The sequence below is a fragment of the Brevibacillus brevis genome (assembly GCF_031583145.1).
Lineage (GTDB): Bacteria > Bacillota > Bacilli > Brevibacillales > Brevibacillaceae > Brevibacillus > Brevibacillus brevis_E.
This window is the reverse complement of the sequence record NZ_CP134050.1, coordinates 3,569,176-3,584,435: the sequence shown is the minus strand read 5'-3', so window position 1 is coordinate 3,584,435 and position 15,260 is coordinate 3,569,176. Positions and strand designations below refer to the sequence as shown.

General features: G+C 52.6%; 17 protein-coding genes. 14 read left to right on the top strand and 3 right to left on the bottom strand.

What is annotated here, in order from left to right; all coding sequences use genetic code 11:
* The first annotated feature begins 69 nt into the window (after positions 1 to 69).
* The 10 genes from RGB73_RS17800 (at position 70) to RGB73_RS17755 (ending at position 7,450) form a co-directional block, all read left to right on the top strand.
* The gene (locus RGB73_RS17800) at positions 70 to 504 is read left to right on the top strand and encodes a YlqD family protein (RefSeq protein WP_310764060.1); all 435 of its coding nucleotides are present in this window, start codon (positions 70 to 72) and stop codon (positions 502 to 504) included.
* Between the two features lie 5 nt (positions 505 to 509).
* On the top strand, positions 510 to 1,025 hold the full coding sequence (rimM, locus tag RGB73_RS17795; RefSeq protein WP_310764059.1) for a ribosome maturation factor RimM: 516 nt from the start codon (positions 510 to 512) through the stop codon (positions 1,023 to 1,025).
* 17 nt (positions 1,026 to 1,042) lie between these two features.
* Positions 1,043 to 1,789: a tRNA (guanosine(37)-N1)-methyltransferase TrmD gene (gene trmD, locus RGB73_RS17790; protein ID WP_310764058.1), complete on the top strand. Its 747-nt coding sequence runs from the start codon at positions 1,043 to 1,045 to the stop codon at positions 1,787 to 1,789.
* A 157-nt stretch (positions 1,790 to 1,946) separates the two neighbouring features.
* The gene (gene rplS / locus RGB73_RS17785; protein WP_023557202.1) at positions 1,947 to 2,294 is read left to right on the top strand and encodes a 50S ribosomal protein L19; all 348 of its coding nucleotides are present in this window, start codon (positions 1,947 to 1,949) and stop codon (positions 2,292 to 2,294) included.
* 147 nt (positions 2,295 to 2,441) lie between these two features.
* Entirely contained in the window at positions 2,442 to 3,005 is a 564-nt protein-coding gene (lepB, locus tag RGB73_RS17780) for a signal peptidase I (protein WP_310764057.1), read from the top strand.
* A gap of 34 nt (positions 3,006 to 3,039) precedes the next feature.
* A complete protein-coding gene (gene ylqF, locus RGB73_RS17775; RefSeq protein ID WP_310764056.1) occupies positions 3,040 to 3,933 on the top strand; it encodes a ribosome biogenesis GTPase YlqF in 894 nt (297 codons plus the stop codon).
* Positions 3,934 to 4,057: 124 nt separating this feature from the next.
* Positions 4,058 to 4,834, top strand: a complete 777-nt coding sequence (locus tag RGB73_RS17770) for a ribonuclease HII (RefSeq protein ID WP_310764055.1) — start codon at positions 4,058 to 4,060, stop codon at positions 4,832 to 4,834.
* 38 nt (positions 4,835 to 4,872) lie between these two features.
* Complete coding sequence (locus RGB73_RS17765) at positions 4,873 to 6,792, top strand: hypothetical protein (RefSeq protein ID WP_310764054.1); 1,920 nt, start codon at positions 4,873 to 4,875, stop codon at positions 6,790 to 6,792.
* A complete protein-coding gene (locus RGB73_RS17760; protein ID WP_310764053.1) occupies positions 6,789 to 7,082 on the top strand; it encodes an EscU/YscU/HrcU family type III secretion system export apparatus switch protein in 294 nt (97 codons plus the stop codon). The genes RGB73_RS17765 and RGB73_RS17760 overlap by 4 nt, the downstream gene beginning before the upstream one ends.
* Positions 7,079 to 7,450 (top strand): YraN family protein, encoded by a 372-nt coding sequence (locus RGB73_RS17755; protein WP_310764052.1) that lies wholly within the window; start codon positions 7,079 to 7,081, stop codon positions 7,448 to 7,450. The genes RGB73_RS17760 and RGB73_RS17755 overlap by 4 nt, the downstream gene beginning before the upstream one ends.
* 192 nt (positions 7,451 to 7,642) lie before the next feature.
* Here the strand turns inward: RGB73_RS17755 and RGB73_RS17750 are convergent, their stop codons facing one another.
* From RGB73_RS17750 to RGB73_RS17740, 3 genes are all read right to left on the bottom strand, one after another.
* Entirely contained in the window at positions 7,643 to 8,206 is a 564-nt protein-coding gene (locus tag RGB73_RS17750; protein WP_310764051.1) for a transposase, read from the bottom strand.
* A gap of 1 nt (position 8,207) precedes the next feature.
* Positions 8,208 to 9,236 (bottom strand): Ogr/Delta-like zinc finger protein, encoded by a 1,029-nt coding sequence (locus RGB73_RS17745; RefSeq protein WP_080597846.1) that lies wholly within the window; start codon positions 9,234 to 9,236, stop codon positions 8,208 to 8,210.
* Between the two features lie 137 nt (positions 9,237 to 9,373).
* On the bottom strand, positions 9,374 to 10,192 hold the full coding sequence (locus RGB73_RS17740; protein WP_310764050.1) for a methyl-accepting chemotaxis protein: 819 nt from the start codon (positions 10,190 to 10,192) through the stop codon (positions 9,374 to 9,376).
* Positions 10,193 to 10,439: 247 nt separating this feature from the next.
* On the opposite strand from RGB73_RS17740, the gene RGB73_RS17735 reads away from it, so the two are divergent.
* From RGB73_RS17735 to RGB73_RS17720, 4 genes are all read left to right on the top strand, one after another.
* Positions 10,440 to 11,777: an Ig-like domain-containing protein gene (locus RGB73_RS17735; protein WP_310764049.1), complete on the top strand. Its 1,338-nt coding sequence runs from the start codon at positions 10,440 to 10,442 to the stop codon at positions 11,775 to 11,777.
* Positions 11,778 to 12,203: 426 nt separating this feature from the next.
* The gene (gene lspA, locus RGB73_RS17730; protein ID WP_310764048.1) at positions 12,204 to 12,674 is read left to right on the top strand and encodes a signal peptidase II; all 471 of its coding nucleotides are present in this window, start codon (positions 12,204 to 12,206) and stop codon (positions 12,672 to 12,674) included.
* Between the two features lie 276 nt (positions 12,675 to 12,950).
* On the top strand, positions 12,951 to 13,484 hold the full coding sequence (locus tag RGB73_RS17725) for a DUF4241 domain-containing protein (protein ID WP_310764047.1): 534 nt from the start codon (positions 12,951 to 12,953) through the stop codon (positions 13,482 to 13,484).
* A gap of 211 nt (positions 13,485 to 13,695) precedes the next feature.
* Complete coding sequence (locus RGB73_RS17720) at positions 13,696 to 15,243, top strand: YifB family Mg chelatase-like AAA ATPase (protein WP_310764046.1); 1,548 nt, start codon at positions 13,696 to 13,698, stop codon at positions 15,241 to 15,243.
* The last annotated feature ends 17 nt before the right edge of the window (positions 15,244 to 15,260 follow it).

Here is a 15,260-nt window from a genome sequence, read left to right as displayed (position 1 = left end):
GCAATCCCAGTCTTTTTTCCTATGAGAGCGGTTGTTGTGGATCGATCGATCACCGAGAGGAGTGGCGCCATGGTCACGATATTACGTTCGGTACAGGTCAAGATCATCATGACGGAAGCGTCCCGTGCAGCGCTGGTGGAGCACTATGAGAAGCAAATACACATGCTCCAGAGCGAATGGGAACAGTGGCAGTTTCAAGCAAAGCTTATCCTGGCTGACGCGCGGAAGAAATCAGCCGATACATATGCGCTGGCACAAGAAAAAGTAGCTCGGGAAGAGAAGCAGCGCAAGGAAAAAATCGATCTCTTGAAGCTTCAGCTCGAGCAGGCAGCAAGCGTGCCGGTGGGAAGCGAGCTGGACTTTCAGACCGTGCAAAGTCCCGTGACGGTCCAAATCGGAGATGTTTGGGATGAAATCATGGCTGGAACGGAAATCATGATAAAAGACGGCCGGGTGCATGAAATTCGCACGAAAACAGATACCCAGGCATGTATGGAGGATTGAAGGCATTGGAAAAGCGTTACTACGGTGTGGGGAAGCTGGTCAATACCCACGGCTTGCGCGGAGAAGTGCGCGTCATTTCCACGACGGATTTTCCCGATCAACGGTTCAAAAAAGGGAGCGAGCTGTTTTTGTTCCACCCGACTCTCGCTGAGCCGCTGAAATTGAAAATCGCGACTCGCCGCCATAATAAGGGCTTTGAGATTTTGAGCTTTCATGGGTATACGAATATCAACGACATCGAAAAGTACAAGGGCGGCGAGCTGAAAATCCCGGAAGAAGCGCTCATGGAGCTGGAGGAGGACGAATATTACATCCACCAGCTGATCGGGTGCGACGTGTTCACGGAAGAGGGAGAAGAGCTTGGCAAGATCGTGGACGTCATGCAGCCAGGTGCCAATGATGTCTGGGTCGTAAAAGGCAAGCGTGGAGAAATTTTGCTGCCTTATATCGACGACTGCATCAAACACGTGGACGTCGCGAACAAACGAGTGGTTTGCCACCTCATGGAAGGCTTGCTGTAGGGAGGATACGAACTCGCATGCGCATAGACATTCTTACGCTTTTCCCCGAGATGTTTACGGGGGTTTTGTCCAGCAGCATTCTGGGAAAAGCCAGCGAAAAAGGAATCGTGGATTTTCACGTGACCAACTTTCGCGATTATTCAGAGAGCAAGCACGGAACGGTAGACGATACTCCATACGGTGGAGGGGGCGGCATGGTTTTGAAGCCGGAACCGCTGTTTCGCGCTGTGGAGGCGATGACGGGAGAGAAAAAGCCAAGGGTTATCCTTATGTGCCCGCAAGGCGTTCCCTACCATCAAAAGCTCGCGGAAGAACTGGCCCAGGAAGAGCACCTCGTATTCATTTGCGGCCATTACGAAGGCTACGATGAGCGCATCCGCGAGCATCTGGTCACAGACGAAATCTCGATCGGCGATTATGTGCTGACAGGCGGCGAACTGGCATCCATGGTCGTCATCGACAGCGTGGTGCGGCTGCAGCCTGGGGCTCTCGGCAACCAGACGTCGGCGGAGGAAGATTCCTTTTCCACGGGTCTATTGGAATACCCTCATTACACCAGACCTGCCGATTTCCGCGGCTGGAAGGTGCCGGACATCCTTCTCTCCGGGCATCATGCCAATATCGTAAAATGGCGCCTGAAGGAATCGCTGCGCCGCACCCGCGAGCGCAGGCCAGACCTTCTGCACAAGCTGGAAATGACGGACGAAATGAAAAAGCTGCTGGACGAGCTCGACAATGAGAAAAAAATGGGGGACAAACCGTAGATATTGCCTTGTCGTTTGTCGCCCAATGTGTTATTATACTTCTTGTGGCAATTTTGCCCGCTGACTAAGGCGGTCCGCTACTCGTATCTCAGGCATTTGCGCTGAGCCATCCAGTGGTAGACGAGTAAGAACGTCTGATCGGAAGGAGGGAATTCAAATGAACCAAGTAATTCGCGAATTGGAAAAAGAGCAATTGAAACAGGACATTCCTGCGTTCCGACCTGGTGACACCGTTCGTGTACACGTAAAGGTTATCGAGGGTCAGCGTGAGCGTATTCAGCTCTTCGAAGGCGTTGTTATCCGCCGTCGTGGTACTGGTATCAGCGAGACTTTCACCGTTCGTAAGATTTCTTACGGTGTAGGTGTTGAGCGTACCTTCCCAGTACACACGCCTAAGATCGACAAGATCGAAATCGTGCGTCATGGTAAAGTGCGCCGTGCGAAACTGTACTATCTGCGTGATCGCGTGGGTAAAGCAGCTCGCATTAAAGAAATCCGCCGATAAGCGTTTGATGACGCATAGGAAAGAGGACTGGTCTGCTAGCCAGGCCTCTTTTTTCCATTTGTACCAAAAAGCAGGATTGATTTGGCTTGGCATAGCCAAGGTCTGAAGACGACACGATGGACGAGCCAACACGGGAGGATCGGAATCATGAGTGAAGAAGTTACCTCCACCCGCGCCAAGAAAAACGAGATTTGGGAATGGACCCGTGCGCTGGGTATTGCGATAGTACTGGCATTTCTCATCCGGACCTTCCTATTCGCCCCCTTTATCGTGGAGGGCGAGTCCATGGAAACCACCTTACATAACAATGAAAAATTGGTTGTCAATAAGGCAATCTATTATATGGGAGATCCCAAACCGGGCGACATTATCGTCTTTCATGCGGAGGCTACGCGCGATTACATCAAACGGGTCATCGCAGTACCAGGAGATACGGTAGAGGCAAAAGGGGATCAGCTGTTCGTCAACGGGAAGCTGGTAGAAGAACCGTATCTTGCACAGCATAAGGAAGCGTGGAAAAAAGAAGGCGGGACAGTATTCACAAGCGACTTTCCCCCTGTGAAAGTACCGGCCGACCATATTTTTGTCATGGGCGACAACCGTCCGAACAGCCGCGACAGCAGGATGATCGGGCCCGTTGCGATCAGCACGGTCGTGGGACGTGCCGAGTTTACCTTTTGGCCGTTAGCGGACATGCGTATGACGAAATAAGGCAAACAAGCAAGCTGCAAGGTAGGTGAACAACATGACAATTCAATGGTTTCCTGGCCATATGGCAAAAGCCCGCCGTCAAGTGACGGAAAAACTCAAACTGATCGATGTGGTCATCGAACTGCTGGATGCAAGGCTTCCGTTGTCCAGCCGCAATCCGATGATCGACGAAATCGTCAGCGACAAGCCCAGACTGATCCTGTTGAACAAAGCCGATTTGGCAGATGATCAGGTCACCGAGCAATGGATGGCCTACTTCCGCGAGCAAGGGATCCGTACGCTGCCGATCGACGCCTTGAGCGGGAAAGGCGTCAGCAAGCTGCCGGAGCTTTGCCGTGAGCTGGCTGGAGAGATGTTGGCCAAGCGAACGGAGCGCGGCATGCAGGCACGGGCAATCCGAATCATGATCCTCGGTATTCCCAATGTCGGAAAGTCTTCGTTGATCAACCGGCTGTCCAAGCGGGCTGTCGCGCAGACGGGTGACCGCCCTGCGGTAACGAAAGCCCAGCAATGGGTCAAAATGGGCGATACTCTCGAGCTGCTGGATACACCCGGGATTTTGTGGCCAAAGTTCGAGGACCAGATGGTCGGGCTCAGACTCGCTGCGAGCGGGGCGATCAAGGACGAATTGATCGACTTCACGGAAGTGGCGCTGTTCGCGATCAGCTACATGATGCACTACTATCCGGAGCGGCTGCTGGAGCGCTTCAAGCTGAAGGAGCTGCCGGAAGACAAGGTGGCCATGCTCGAGGAAATCGGCAAGAAGCGCGGCTGTCTGGTATCCGGCGGAAATATCGACTACGACAAGGCGGCGGAGATCTTTTTGCGGGAGCTGCGCTCAGGAAAGCTGGGCCAGGTGTCCGTGGAGCGCCCCGTCGACTGGGAGATGGACGAGCCCATCGGCAAGCCGCTCTCGTTGTCGGAATGAGCATATGCGAAAACCTGTCTATCATTTCGGTGGTAGACGGTTTTTTTTACGCGGGAAAGCCACCGGGTAAACAAGCGTGGCCGATTTTCCGTTCTCAAGATGGTACATAAGGAGAAATGATTCAATGAACATCGCGGAACTGTCGATAAAGGAAATAAAGGCGATGCTCGAAAAATTGGACGAGTTGCCCAAAGATTTTTTACAATGGCTGAAGGAAGACAAGCGGGCAGGAGTGCAGGAGCTCGCTCGCCGGCATGAAGCCGCACTTCAGCGTCAAGAGAAGCTCGCGCAGCAGTGGGCTGAAATGACGAAGTATGAGTGCGCGCTGCGGGACAAGGGCTACCGCCATTTGTTCGGAGTGGACGAGGTCGGCCGAGGACCGCTGGCGGGGCCGGTTGTGGCAGCGGCTGTCTGTTTGCCCGAGGATTTTTATTTGCCGGGTCTGAACGATTCGAAAAAAGTGCCGGCAGCCACCCGAGAGGCTTACTATGAAATCATTCTTCGAGATGCAGCGGCCATCGGGATCGGAGTCGTGGACGCCGCACGCATCGATGCGATCAATATATTGAACGCTACGAAGGAAGCGATGCACAAGGCCATTGTCGCGGCTGATCTTGCTCCAGATGCTTGCCTGATCGATGCGGTTCAGCTTACGGGGCTCTCCTGTGAGCAAGTGCCGATCATCGGCGGCGACGGAAAAAGCGTGTCGATCGCGGCAGCCTCGATTGTAGCCAAGGTGACCCGCGACCGAATGATGGCGGAGTTTGCACGAGACTATCCAGCGTACGGCTTTGAAAAACATGCAGGCTACGGAACGGCCGAGCATTTGGCTGCGATTGAACGCTACGGACCCAGCCCGATCCATCGGATGACCTTTACCGGCGTGAAAAAGCAGGCGTGATCTCGCCCGTTTGATGGCCTTTCGAGAGGTGAAGTGCTATGTTTTCCCCGTCACAACTGATCCAATCATTGGTGCAGCGCACGCCGATTTCCGCTCCGAAGCCTGTCGAGCTGACCGAGGGGCAAGTGTTCAAAGGAACCGTGGTCAAGCTGTATCCGGACAACATGGCGCTGGTGCAGATTGGCGGCACGAAGGTGCAGGCGAAGCTGGAGGCAAGGCTGGAGGAAGGTCAAAAGGCTTGGCTCCAGGTTCAGCCCTCTTCCGATGTCGTTACACTGAAAGTCCTCGACACCGCGGGCGATGGGGCAGGGAAAGAGGCATCGCTGGAAAGCCTGATTCGCACGTTGGGGCTGCCGGACACAAAAGAAAGCAAGGCGATTGTCACGGCGCTGATGAATGCCAATTTGCCCGTCAACAAAGAAACGGTTCAAGCCTTTACGGCTGTGGCCGCTCGACTTGGCACCGACGACGCCACACTGGAAGCTTTCATGATCGCGGTCAAGCGAAACTTGCCGCTTACCCCCGATGCGGTGGCAGGTCTGAAAGCGTTTCTGTCCGATAAGCCGATCAGCCAGGCAATCCAAGCCTTTCTGCAGCAATCATCCGCATTTCTGGGAGAGGAAACAGCGGGGGGGCAGCCAGGCCAGGCCACGGGTGCAATGTTGCAAACGCAGGCGGGCCAGACCAATGGAGCTCTTCGAGGGCTGGTTTCGCTTTTGAGAGAAAAAGTGGCAGCATTGCCCGTAACGTTGTCCGCCGCAGAGGATACCACTCCGCTCTCTCCTTTGGCACAGCAGGATGGCAATCGATCTACTCCAGCGCCTGCTGGTCCAAACACCCAGAATGGACAAGTGCTGTCACAAACCGCTGATGGAACGACGAAAACCATTTCGCTTGCTCCCACATCAGGGGCAACCGCTTTGCAAGGCCCATCTTCCGGAGAGGCGATGCGCGTTTCCCCAAACAGTACGGTTCCGAATCCATCCGCTCAGCTGCCCGGCGCACAAGGCGGGCAACTGGAGTCCGTACCATCGAAAACAGCGAGTGCAGCTGAGCCGCAAAATAGTGGAAGCGCTCTGTCAGGAGCCAGCCAAAACCGAAATGCGGTTCAAGCGACGGCAGGCCTCTCAGCCCCAGGGAGAGAGGAGCCTGTCCCGGTTACGTTGCCACTCGCAGCCAACCGCGAAGGGGCTGGGGTAGCGGAGCAATCAGCCAAAGCGCCGCAGGCAACAGGGAACGGGCAGTACGTGAGCCTGAATCAGCAGGGAGTGTTGGTGAATCAGGAGTCTTCAGCAGTCCCCCCAGGCAATCATCCGATTCAGGAGCTGTTTCGCCAGATGGGTATCGCCCATGAACGCGACTTGCTGGGACAGTCACTGCCTGGAGCATTGCCGGATGCCCGACACTTGGGTCAGATGGAATCGGTGAAGTCCATGCTTCTGCAAGTCATCCAGGCGCCGGCTCACACCGTGCCGACCGCGTTGCGGGAAGCGGCGGACCAGTTGCTTCAGCAAGTCACCGGCCAACAGCTCATGATGGTCCAGCCGAGCAGCCAAGCCCTTTCCCAAATCGTTATGCAAATCCCCATACGTTCCGCTCAAGGGGAGGATACGGCTTACGTTCAGATCGAATCGAAAAAAAGAGGCGGCGGACAGATCGACGCAGAAAATTGCCGGCTTTTTTTCCACCTCGACTTGAAGACCATGGGTACGACCATGATCGATGTCAGTATTGTCAATCGAATCGTCAATTTGCAAATATTCAACGATACCTCCTGGGTAGAACCGATTGTGCACGGGATGAAGGACCGCTTTGCACAGCAGCTGCAGGACATCGGCTACCAGCTTTCTGCCGTTCGGGTCCAATCCATTCCCGAACAGCGTGCGAAGTCGTCTGCCGCTGCCGGAGTCAAAGAGACATGGCTGGCTGAGTACAAAGGAGTGGATCTGCGGGTATGAGTCAGCCCAAGGAATCGGAAAGCAAACGAAAGCAGGCGGTCGCACTCAAGTATCAGGCAGGTACCATGGAAGCTCCCAAGGTGGTGGCGAAAGGGAAGGGGTACGTAGCCGAAAATATTTTGAAGGCGGCAAAGGAAAACCACATCCCGGTACAGGAAGACCCGTCGCTGGTAGAGGTATTGGGTAAGCTGGATCTCAACCAGCAAATTCCGCCTGAGTTGTATCAGGTCGTCGCAGAAGTCCTCGCTTTCGTATATCGTCTGGACAAAGGAGGGGAAAGCAACGGGTGAGCGACAGCCGAGCTGCACTGGGACAGCGGGGAGAGAGGATGGCAGAGGCCTATCTTCTACAGAGCGGATATGAAATCGTTGGGCGCAATATTCGTACGCGGCGCGGAGAGATTGATCTCGTAGCGATCGACGGAGAGGAACTCGTGTTCGTGGAGGTTCGGACGAGGAGCGGGCAGGTATTCGGCACAGCTGCTGAATCGGTCACGTGGAGAAAAAGGCAGAAGCTGAGGGAACTGGCCTTAGAGTATTTACAGAACGATTCTCGGCATATTCCGTCCTTCCGGTTTGACGTCATTGCGATTCATTGTTCGAGGGGGGACAAGTCTATCACCGAATGCAGTCTTGATCACATCAAGCACGCATTTTGACCGGACTATCCGGTTGCCCGACCCCAGGAGGATAGCAAACGGGGAAAAAAAGGGCTCCTGGATGCCGGGTTATTGGGGATATGTCTACATCAACTGCCTTGCTCCCAGCGTACTATGTACTGTACTCGACGCGATGAAACTCCTCCAAGCATCATCATCCGCTTCCCGGCGCTGCTGGGAGGCATTTTTTTTCTACGACTGACCAATTAACATACAGTAAGCATTTTCGGCCTGTTCCAGGTACACACTTGTATTCGTTCGGAATCGTCTGCGTTTGGTAGCTTCACTCAAACGAGCAGACCAACGCAGGCGTTCATTTTTAAAATCAAGGTAGTTTACAGACTGAAGTCTACTTAACACATTACTCTGGTGAAGTGCGTCATCGACAAATACGACCATTTCACCACTTCGGAGGATATATTCGTTCCAACTTCTCAGACCCGTCATCCGTCGATGCCGGGTCTTCGTCTGGCGGAAGAAGCGCTCATGGTCGTTGTTCGTTCGTGGGACATGCGGATGGTCGTAACACGTAAACAGGCCTTTCCAAAACCCCCGGGAGTAGCTTTTCAGATTTGCAACCATTGGCAAGTCGTCTTTGCTGGTGTACGTCTGTTCAACCCAATCTAACAGATGCTGCATATGAAATCGAACCGTTTCACTTCGTTTATCTATGCTTGGATTCAAGATCCCGGCAACGTGGTGAATCGGTTTGGACCAGCGCATCACGGTAGCATATTGCTCTTCAAAATCATCCAATTTATCGAAAATTCTGATTAGGTTTTTGAGCAGAGAGGGCCCCTTTTTTACTCAGGCATCGTTCGAGGGAAGCCTGAATGGCTCTAGCATTTTCATAAACACGTATGCCCGGTAGATCGAGTGGGGGATTGCCGTCTTCGAGGAGCACAGAACGAATGGCCGCCACGTAATCTTTTGCCACCTCTGCTTCTGTAGAGGCATCGTTTTCGATTCGCTTCTCGACTTCGCGAATACCACGGAGGCTCTTCTTGATTCCTGTCTTGAGCTTGCGGTCTAAATCGACAACAGGCTTTGCAATGTCCTTTAGATAGTGGTATTGGCAGTATTGGTACGGCACGTCCGGCAGTAACGATTCCATGGCCATTCGGATGGATTGTTGACCATCCGTAACGATCCCGATGATGGGAAATCCCAGTTCGATAACAGGCAGGATGAGTTTCTTAAGTTCTTCTGCGGAGCTACTCTTTAGATTTTGTGCAGACAGGATCGTTCCGCTGAATACTTCTCGTATGACATAGAGCGTCTCATTGCCTTTCTCGGGCTGAACACCGTCCATGGAAATCATGATACCGCCACGGTCCTGAACAACTTGCTTGAGTGCTTGCTTGACGTGATCCGTCACGCTAGCGCGGAGCAAGGTAAGATAACGTTCGTACAACCGCTGAGAATTGCGTTCTGACGTGGTTACCCCGCGCTGATTCAACGTTTCCGTAATTTCGCCGATTGTCATATGTTGCTTAAACCGAAGCTGACCAACCAACGCTAGCACGTCAAAACCGTAGGAAGTGTGTTTCATGCTGAGAAGCTCAGCTTCAGCGGATTTGTAATAGGTTCTGGGGTATGAGCAATCTGCGTTGCTGCAAGCATAAGCCATACTCCAAGCTTGGATAACACCGGCAAGTGTGATGACATTCTTTTTCCATGCGGTATGATGTCGCCTGAGTTTCGTGCCACAGTGCGGGCAATGCTGTATCTCTGGCCGAAAGTATATTTTCTTTTCAGGAATGACACGATTCTTGGGTAAAGGCATGAGAAGACCTCCGTCAAATAGGCTAATGACTAACTTCGACAGAGGTCTTGGAAATCCTTGTTAGTTAATTGGTCAGTCGTAGTTTTTTTTGCCGTAAAAAACCCCGCACGATAAGTAAGCGGGGATAGGGCTGGTCACTATTTTTGAATTTCGTCATACAATTCCGTTGCGGTATTTGCGATATGCTCAAAGGCTGCCCGCAGTTCCTGGATGCTCGCCGAGGAGTTTTGCGACTGGGAACTGACGGATTGGATGGCGGCATTCATTTTGTGCATGGACGTCTCGATGAACTTCAACTGCTTTTGGATTTCTTCAGAAGCTTCTTTGCTCTGCGTTGCCATTTTTCTGATTTCGTTGGCGACGATGCTGAAGCCTCTGCCGTGCTCACCGGCACGGGCAGCTTCAATCGCGGCGTTTAGACCGAGCATGTGGGATTGGGAAGCCATCTCGTTGACGAACGAAAGAACTTTGAAGATCTTGTCGATTTCCGTCGTCACAAATTGTGATTCCTGCGAAACGCCGAGGATTTGCTCGTTGACATGAAGGGAGACCGCCGCCACTTGATCCGCTGTCGCGGTCATCTCTTCGACGGTAGCAGCGAGTGTGGAAGAGACGGAACGGATGTTTTCGATCTTCGCGTTCGAGGTCAGAATCGTGAGGCAGCCGACGATGCGTCCGTCTTCGTAAATAGGGGTTGCCGTCGATATGTAAGGTGTTCCGCAGATTTCGGGTCCTTGCTCCTGAGACAGTTTCTTTCCACTGCGCAGCGCCCTTTCCGTGACGGTCCCTTTAATTCCTTCGATGGGCGTACCAGGCTCCGTGTGCAGATTCAACGTCTCGCTCGGCAAAAAAGCGAGATACTTCTCGGTATCGGTCAAAGCTACACAGACATCCTCCACCTGGCTTGCCTTAATATCTTCCAAGCATGCTAACAGCGCTTGCAATTTGGTAGACATGAAATGATCCTCCTTTTGATTTTGATTCCTGATCGTCAACGAGGAATATTCATACACAACGAGCTATGACGGTCACACGTTGGATCACTGTCGCTACTATATACATCGGCATAATCCGACAAATCTTGCGTGAAACAATTGACAGAACAAAAAACAAATGTTTTTCTAAAAAAAGTGGGTTTTTCATGTGACATTTTTCCACTTCATCCGTCAAACCAGATATAGGATAAATTTTGGAGGTACACTCATGAAGAGAATGAAGAGCAAGCTGTTTCAAACTTTCACGTTAGCGCTGGCTACCGTTTGCGCGGTCCACTTTGCGCTTCCTGCCACTACGCATGCGCAGACCGCGGCGATTGCGGCCGCAGCGGATTCAACCGGATTGACTGTGACTTCGAAGGCGATCAGCGTCACGAAGGGCAAAACCACGACCATCCAAGTGATGTACAACGGCCAAAAGCTCGATCCTACTCGAGCTACGTGGAGCACGTCCAATTCCTCCGTGGCGACTGTAAAGGATGGCGTGGTGACGGGGAAAGGGACCGGAACTGTGTTCATCACGGTCAAGTACAGCGGAGAGAGCATTAAGATCAGAACCACCGTTTCGAATCCTGATACGCTTGACGCAAATATGACGAAGGCTTCCATGAAAAAAGGAAACGAGCAAACGGTTCGTTTGACGTTTAATGGCAAAACGCTGGAAAACAACAAGGCCAGCTGGACGTCCTCGAACACCTCTGTCGCAACCGTCAAAAACGGCGTGATTACGGCAAAGGCGAACGGAACCGCAACGATCGCTGCCTATTATAAAAACCTGTTCGTATTGATTGATGTCAGTGTCGAGTCCAATACTTCCGGCAAATTGGAAGCGAACGAAACCAAGCTGAAACTGGATAAAGGCGACAAAGAGACAATCAAGCTGAAATATGATGACGAGACCCTTTCCGGTTCAAAAGCAACCTGGACAACATCCAAGTCTTCCGTAGCCACCGTTGATGACGGCGAAGTAACCGCCAAAGGCAAAGGTACGGCGATCATCACGGCGAAGTACAAAAACGATAAGGTTGAGATCGAAGTGGTCGTCGATGGTTCTGGAGCATCGGACGGCAAACTGGAGGCAGACACCGACGAGCTTTCCATGAAGAAAGGCGACAAGAAAACCATTAAGCTGACGTACGACGACAAGAAGTTGACTGGCTCCAAGGCTACCTGGAAGACTTCCAAATCGTCTGTCGCCACTGTGAAAGATGGAGTCGTCACCGCGAAAGCCAAAGGAACCGCAATCATTACCGCCAAGTACAAAAGCTACGAAGTGGAAATCGAAGTAACCGTAAAAGATTCCAACAGCAGCGGCAGCCTGGAAGCAGAGGATACCTCCATCACCATTAAAAAAGGGAAGAAAGACACGATTTACTTGTTGTACGATGACAAGTCGCTGAAAGGCTCCAAAGCAACTTGGAGCACTTCCAATTCGTCCGTAGCTACCGTGAAGGACGGAGTCGTCACGGCCAAGAAAACTGGAACAGCTACGATAACCGCCAAATACAAGGGCGATTCGGTAAAAATTAAAGTAACTGTCGAGTAAGGAAGAATAGATGACGAAAGCCCTGTGGACACTGTATGAACATAGTCTGCAGGGCTTTTTGAAAGCCGATCATTGTCGACTTCTCCGGCTCGTTGGTAGTGGGCAAAAATACAAGTTGACAGTAAGAACGGCATCTACCGCAAAGTGTATCTGTGGAAGCCTGAGAAAGCAGGCGAGTACACGCTGAAAGTGAAAGCTGCCCAAAGCCGGACCGGCCGAGAAGAAGCCAAAGAAATCACAATTGTGGTAGAATAGCGATAGAGTCGGCAAACCCTCTCATAGCGTCGCGAACATGAGAGGGTTTTTTTCTAATCTTTCCTTGATTCAACACGACAAAAGGCTCCTCTTCACTACATCGCAGTATAGCCCATTTTGACCGAGGCTCTATAAAGGGTTACAACCCAACAAGAGAAAGAAGGACCTGCCATGCCTTTTTATTTGACCTGGATCCTCGTACTCATCGCAGATCAACTCACCAAACTCATCGTCCGTCTGCATTTGCCTGAAGGGGAAACAGTTTTCTTCTGGGGCCTGGAGCTGACCCACTATGAAAATGCGGGCATGGCCTTTAGCCTCTTCCAGGGCTATGCGCGACTGTTTGCAGCAGTCGCTGTCATTTTCGTGATCGGGATCCTGTACTTCCGTAAGCATGAGCCAAAAAGAGGGGCCCTTGTCGATGTCGCCTTGGGATTTTTGGCGGGTGGGGCCATCGGGAATGCCATCGATCGGATCGTATTTGGCCGCGTAACCGACTTTTTGGTGTCACCTTCCGGAAAAGGGATCCTCAATCTGGCGGACCAAGCCATCAACGTAGGGATTGTTCTACTCGCGATGGGCGGCGTCATTCATTATGTGGCGGGTAAAGCAAGAGCGAGGGCAAGGCAGGGGAAAGGATGAACCATCAGCGGAACAAGAAAGCGGTACGCCTCGGGAAAGCAGACCAAATCGATCTGCCTTCCGTCCCCCTGCTGCGTCATGACAAATTCTTGGAGCTTTTGCCTTGTAGGTGAACACTGACTAGCAGGAAGCATACATATGATCGACAAACTCGCAGCGCGGGCTCATCCTTCCGCGCGAGACAATCTCAATGGGGTGCGTTCGTTTGCCCAAGGCTTGGCCAGCTTAAGGTGCCTATTCGTCAAAAAACATATTACAGTTCTGGAGGAGAAACAGATGAGAATTCATTTAGGGGTGTTTGAGAGTCATTCGGGACAATTGGTTGTCTCTGACCCTTGCTATGATTTGGGCAATTGGGGCCAGGGTGTCCTTGAGAACGTTTCGACCGGGAAGTGGAACGCCTATGTGGAGAAAATCGATGGAGGAGAGTGGGGAGAAAGGTGCGCGGTTGTTTTTGCTCTTCACGAATCTCTGCGGGAGGAAGACGAAGCAGCCTGGGAAGCGTGTGACTTTGTAGTCGCGGTGGACAGCGGTCAGGCAGGGATATTCGAGCGAACCGTCTACAGAAATGACGATTCAGTCGTAGGCGAGACGACCTTCGACCCGGACGACAAGTGGTACTCCTCGTGCTGCGATCTGACATTGACCGATTTGGGTGCGGGAGTAATCAATGGTGGCGTAGTATCCAGCTCGGGATTTGGGGACGGCGGATATGTGGCGTTCGTGGCAAGGAATTCGGAAGGGAAAGTGGTGGGCGTTCAGATCGTGTTTATTACGGAAGAGGATTTGGAGGAGGAAGAAGAAGTTTGAGCAGATTCCGACTTCGAAGCCCGCTCTGGCTTATTAAAAAGGAACGATCGCTGAGATTTCCCCCTGCAACATGCTTGAGATCGTTGTCGCGAGAGAGAAGCCTTGAACATCAAGGCTTATTTTTTTTTTGGACCGCAACATTCAGCTACTTTCAAAAACATTTGCCCACTCCTCTATCATTTCCTACCCTGAAAGAGGAGGGGAAACGATTATGTACGCTTGCAGTTATTCCGGGACCGTACTTGGCATAGATGGAATGGTAGTATCCGTCGAGACGGATATCGCCAATGGATTGCCGCAGTTTGATCTGGTGGGCCTCGGCGGCTCGGCTGTGAAGGAGGCACGAGATCGTGTACGAGCCGCATTGCGAAACGCGGGGTTTGATTATCCGATGCAGCGCATCACGGTAAATCTCGCGCCTGCCGACCAGCGCAAAGAAGGTTCGGGCTTCGATCTCGCCATCGCGTTTGGTATCTTGCTGGCTTCCAAGCAGATCACGCCTCGACCCGAACGAGTCCTTATTTTGGGGGAACTGGCCTTGGACGGTTCTCTGCGGCCGATCACAGGCGTGCTTCCGATCTTGCTGGAAGCGAGGCAGGCGGGATTTACACACGTCATCCTGCCCGAACAAAACGCCCCCGAAGCACGGCTGGTCGAAATTGTCGTGCTTCCTGCCCCTGATTTGTCCTCCGCGGTTCATTACTGGAAAGAAGGACTGCGGCCAGTGAATGCTGAAGCAGAACATACACGTGCGGCTGCATTGCTGACAGGTCGAGATCATCGCGAAAGCCCTGATTTCTCCAACGTCTACGGCCAGCAATTTGTAAAGCGCGGGTTGGAAATCGCTGCTGCCGGCTTCCACAACGTTCTGCTTGTTGGTCCGCCCGGTTCAGGGAAGACGCTACTGGCGACCTGTCTACCGGGGATCATGCCGCGAATGACGACCGAAGAGTCGTACGAAGTGACCAAGATATACAGCATAGCGGGGCAGCTGCCGCGGACGGGCGCGCTCATCCAAGAGCGCCCGTTCCGTGCGCCGCATCATACGATTACCGCCACTGCGCTTGTGGGAGGAGGGGCGCAAATCCCCCGGCCCGGCGAGTGCAGCCTTTCGCACGGCGGTATTCTTTTCCTAGACGAGATGCCGGAGTTTTCCAGACATGTGCTGGAGGTCCTCCGACAACCGCTGGAAGCTGGTATCGTTACGATCGGAAGAGCCAAGCAAATTTTCACGTTCCCCGCTCGTTTTCTTTTGATCGGATCATGCAATCCTTGTCCGTGCGGCTACTTTGGCACCCGGGACCAGCAAAGCTGCACATGCACGCCTCAGCAGGTTCAGAAATACCGTTCGAAGCTGTCCGGACCTCTATTGGATCGTATCGACTTGCACCTGGAAGTGCCACGAGTGCCTGTCCAGCTTTTAAATCTGCGAACGGCAGAAGAGTCGTCCGCAGATATTCGACAGCGTGTCGAGCAAGCCAGAAAACGACAAGCCGAAAGATATGCGCAAAGGCAAGGCTGTCCGTTCAACAGCGCGATGACGGGAAGTGAACTTCGTCGATATGCCAAGCTTGACAAGGAAGGCCAGGAACTGATCCAGCTGGCTTTTGAATCACTCGGACTAAGTGCACGGGCCTACGACCGAATCGTCAAGGTAGCGAGAACGATCGCGGATCTGGAAGGCTCCGAGAGTGTTCAGTCGGTACACGTAGCAGAGGCGATTCGTTACAGAGCCTTGGACCGGGGGATTCCTGCGTGACTTGCAAAGAGTGGCCT

What these genes read in the sequence shown, in the direction of transcription:
- RGB73_RS17800 (WP_310764060.1), top strand. Translation starts at nt 70, where the DNA reads ATGGTCACGATATTACGTTCGGTACAGGTCAAGATCATCATGACGGAA.
- trmD (WP_310764058.1), top strand. Translation starts at nt 1,043, where the DNA reads ATGCGCATAGACATTCTTACGCTTTTCCCCGAGATGTTTACGGGGGTT.
- rplS (WP_023557202.1), top strand. Translation starts at nt 1,947, where the DNA reads ATGAACCAAGTAATTCGCGAATTGGAAAAAGAGCAATTGAAACAGGAC.
- lepB (WP_310764057.1), top strand. Translation starts at nt 2,442, where the DNA reads ATGAGTGAAGAAGTTACCTCCACCCGCGCCAAGAAAAACGAGATTTGG.
- ylqF (WP_310764056.1), top strand. Translation starts at nt 3,040, where the DNA reads ATGACAATTCAATGGTTTCCTGGCCATATGGCAAAAGCCCGCCGTCAA.
- RGB73_RS17770 (WP_310764055.1), top strand. Translation starts at nt 4,058, where the DNA reads ATGAACATCGCGGAACTGTCGATAAAGGAAATAAAGGCGATGCTCGAA.
- RGB73_RS17765 (WP_310764054.1), top strand. Translation starts at nt 4,873, where the DNA reads ATGTTTTCCCCGTCACAACTGATCCAATCATTGGTGCAGCGCACGCCG.
- RGB73_RS17760 (WP_310764053.1), top strand. Translation starts at nt 6,789, where the DNA reads ATGAGTCAGCCCAAGGAATCGGAAAGCAAACGAAAGCAGGCGGTCGCA.
- RGB73_RS17745 (WP_080597846.1), bottom strand. Translation starts at nt 9,236, where the DNA reads ATGCCTTTACCCAAGAATCGTGTCATTCCTGAAAAGAAAATATACTTT.
- RGB73_RS17740 (WP_310764050.1), bottom strand. Translation starts at nt 10,192, where the DNA reads ATGTCTACCAAATTGCAAGCGCTGTTAGCATGCTTGGAAGATATTAAG.
- RGB73_RS17735 (WP_310764049.1), top strand. Translation starts at nt 10,440, where the DNA reads ATGAAGAGAATGAAGAGCAAGCTGTTTCAAACTTTCACGTTAGCGCTG.
- lspA (WP_310764048.1), top strand. Translation starts at nt 12,204, where the DNA reads ATGCCTTTTTATTTGACCTGGATCCTCGTACTCATCGCAGATCAACTC.
- RGB73_RS17725 (WP_310764047.1), top strand. Translation starts at nt 12,951, where the DNA reads ATGAGAATTCATTTAGGGGTGTTTGAGAGTCATTCGGGACAATTGGTT.
- RGB73_RS17720 (WP_310764046.1), top strand. Translation starts at nt 13,696, where the DNA reads ATGTACGCTTGCAGTTATTCCGGGACCGTACTTGGCATAGATGGAATG.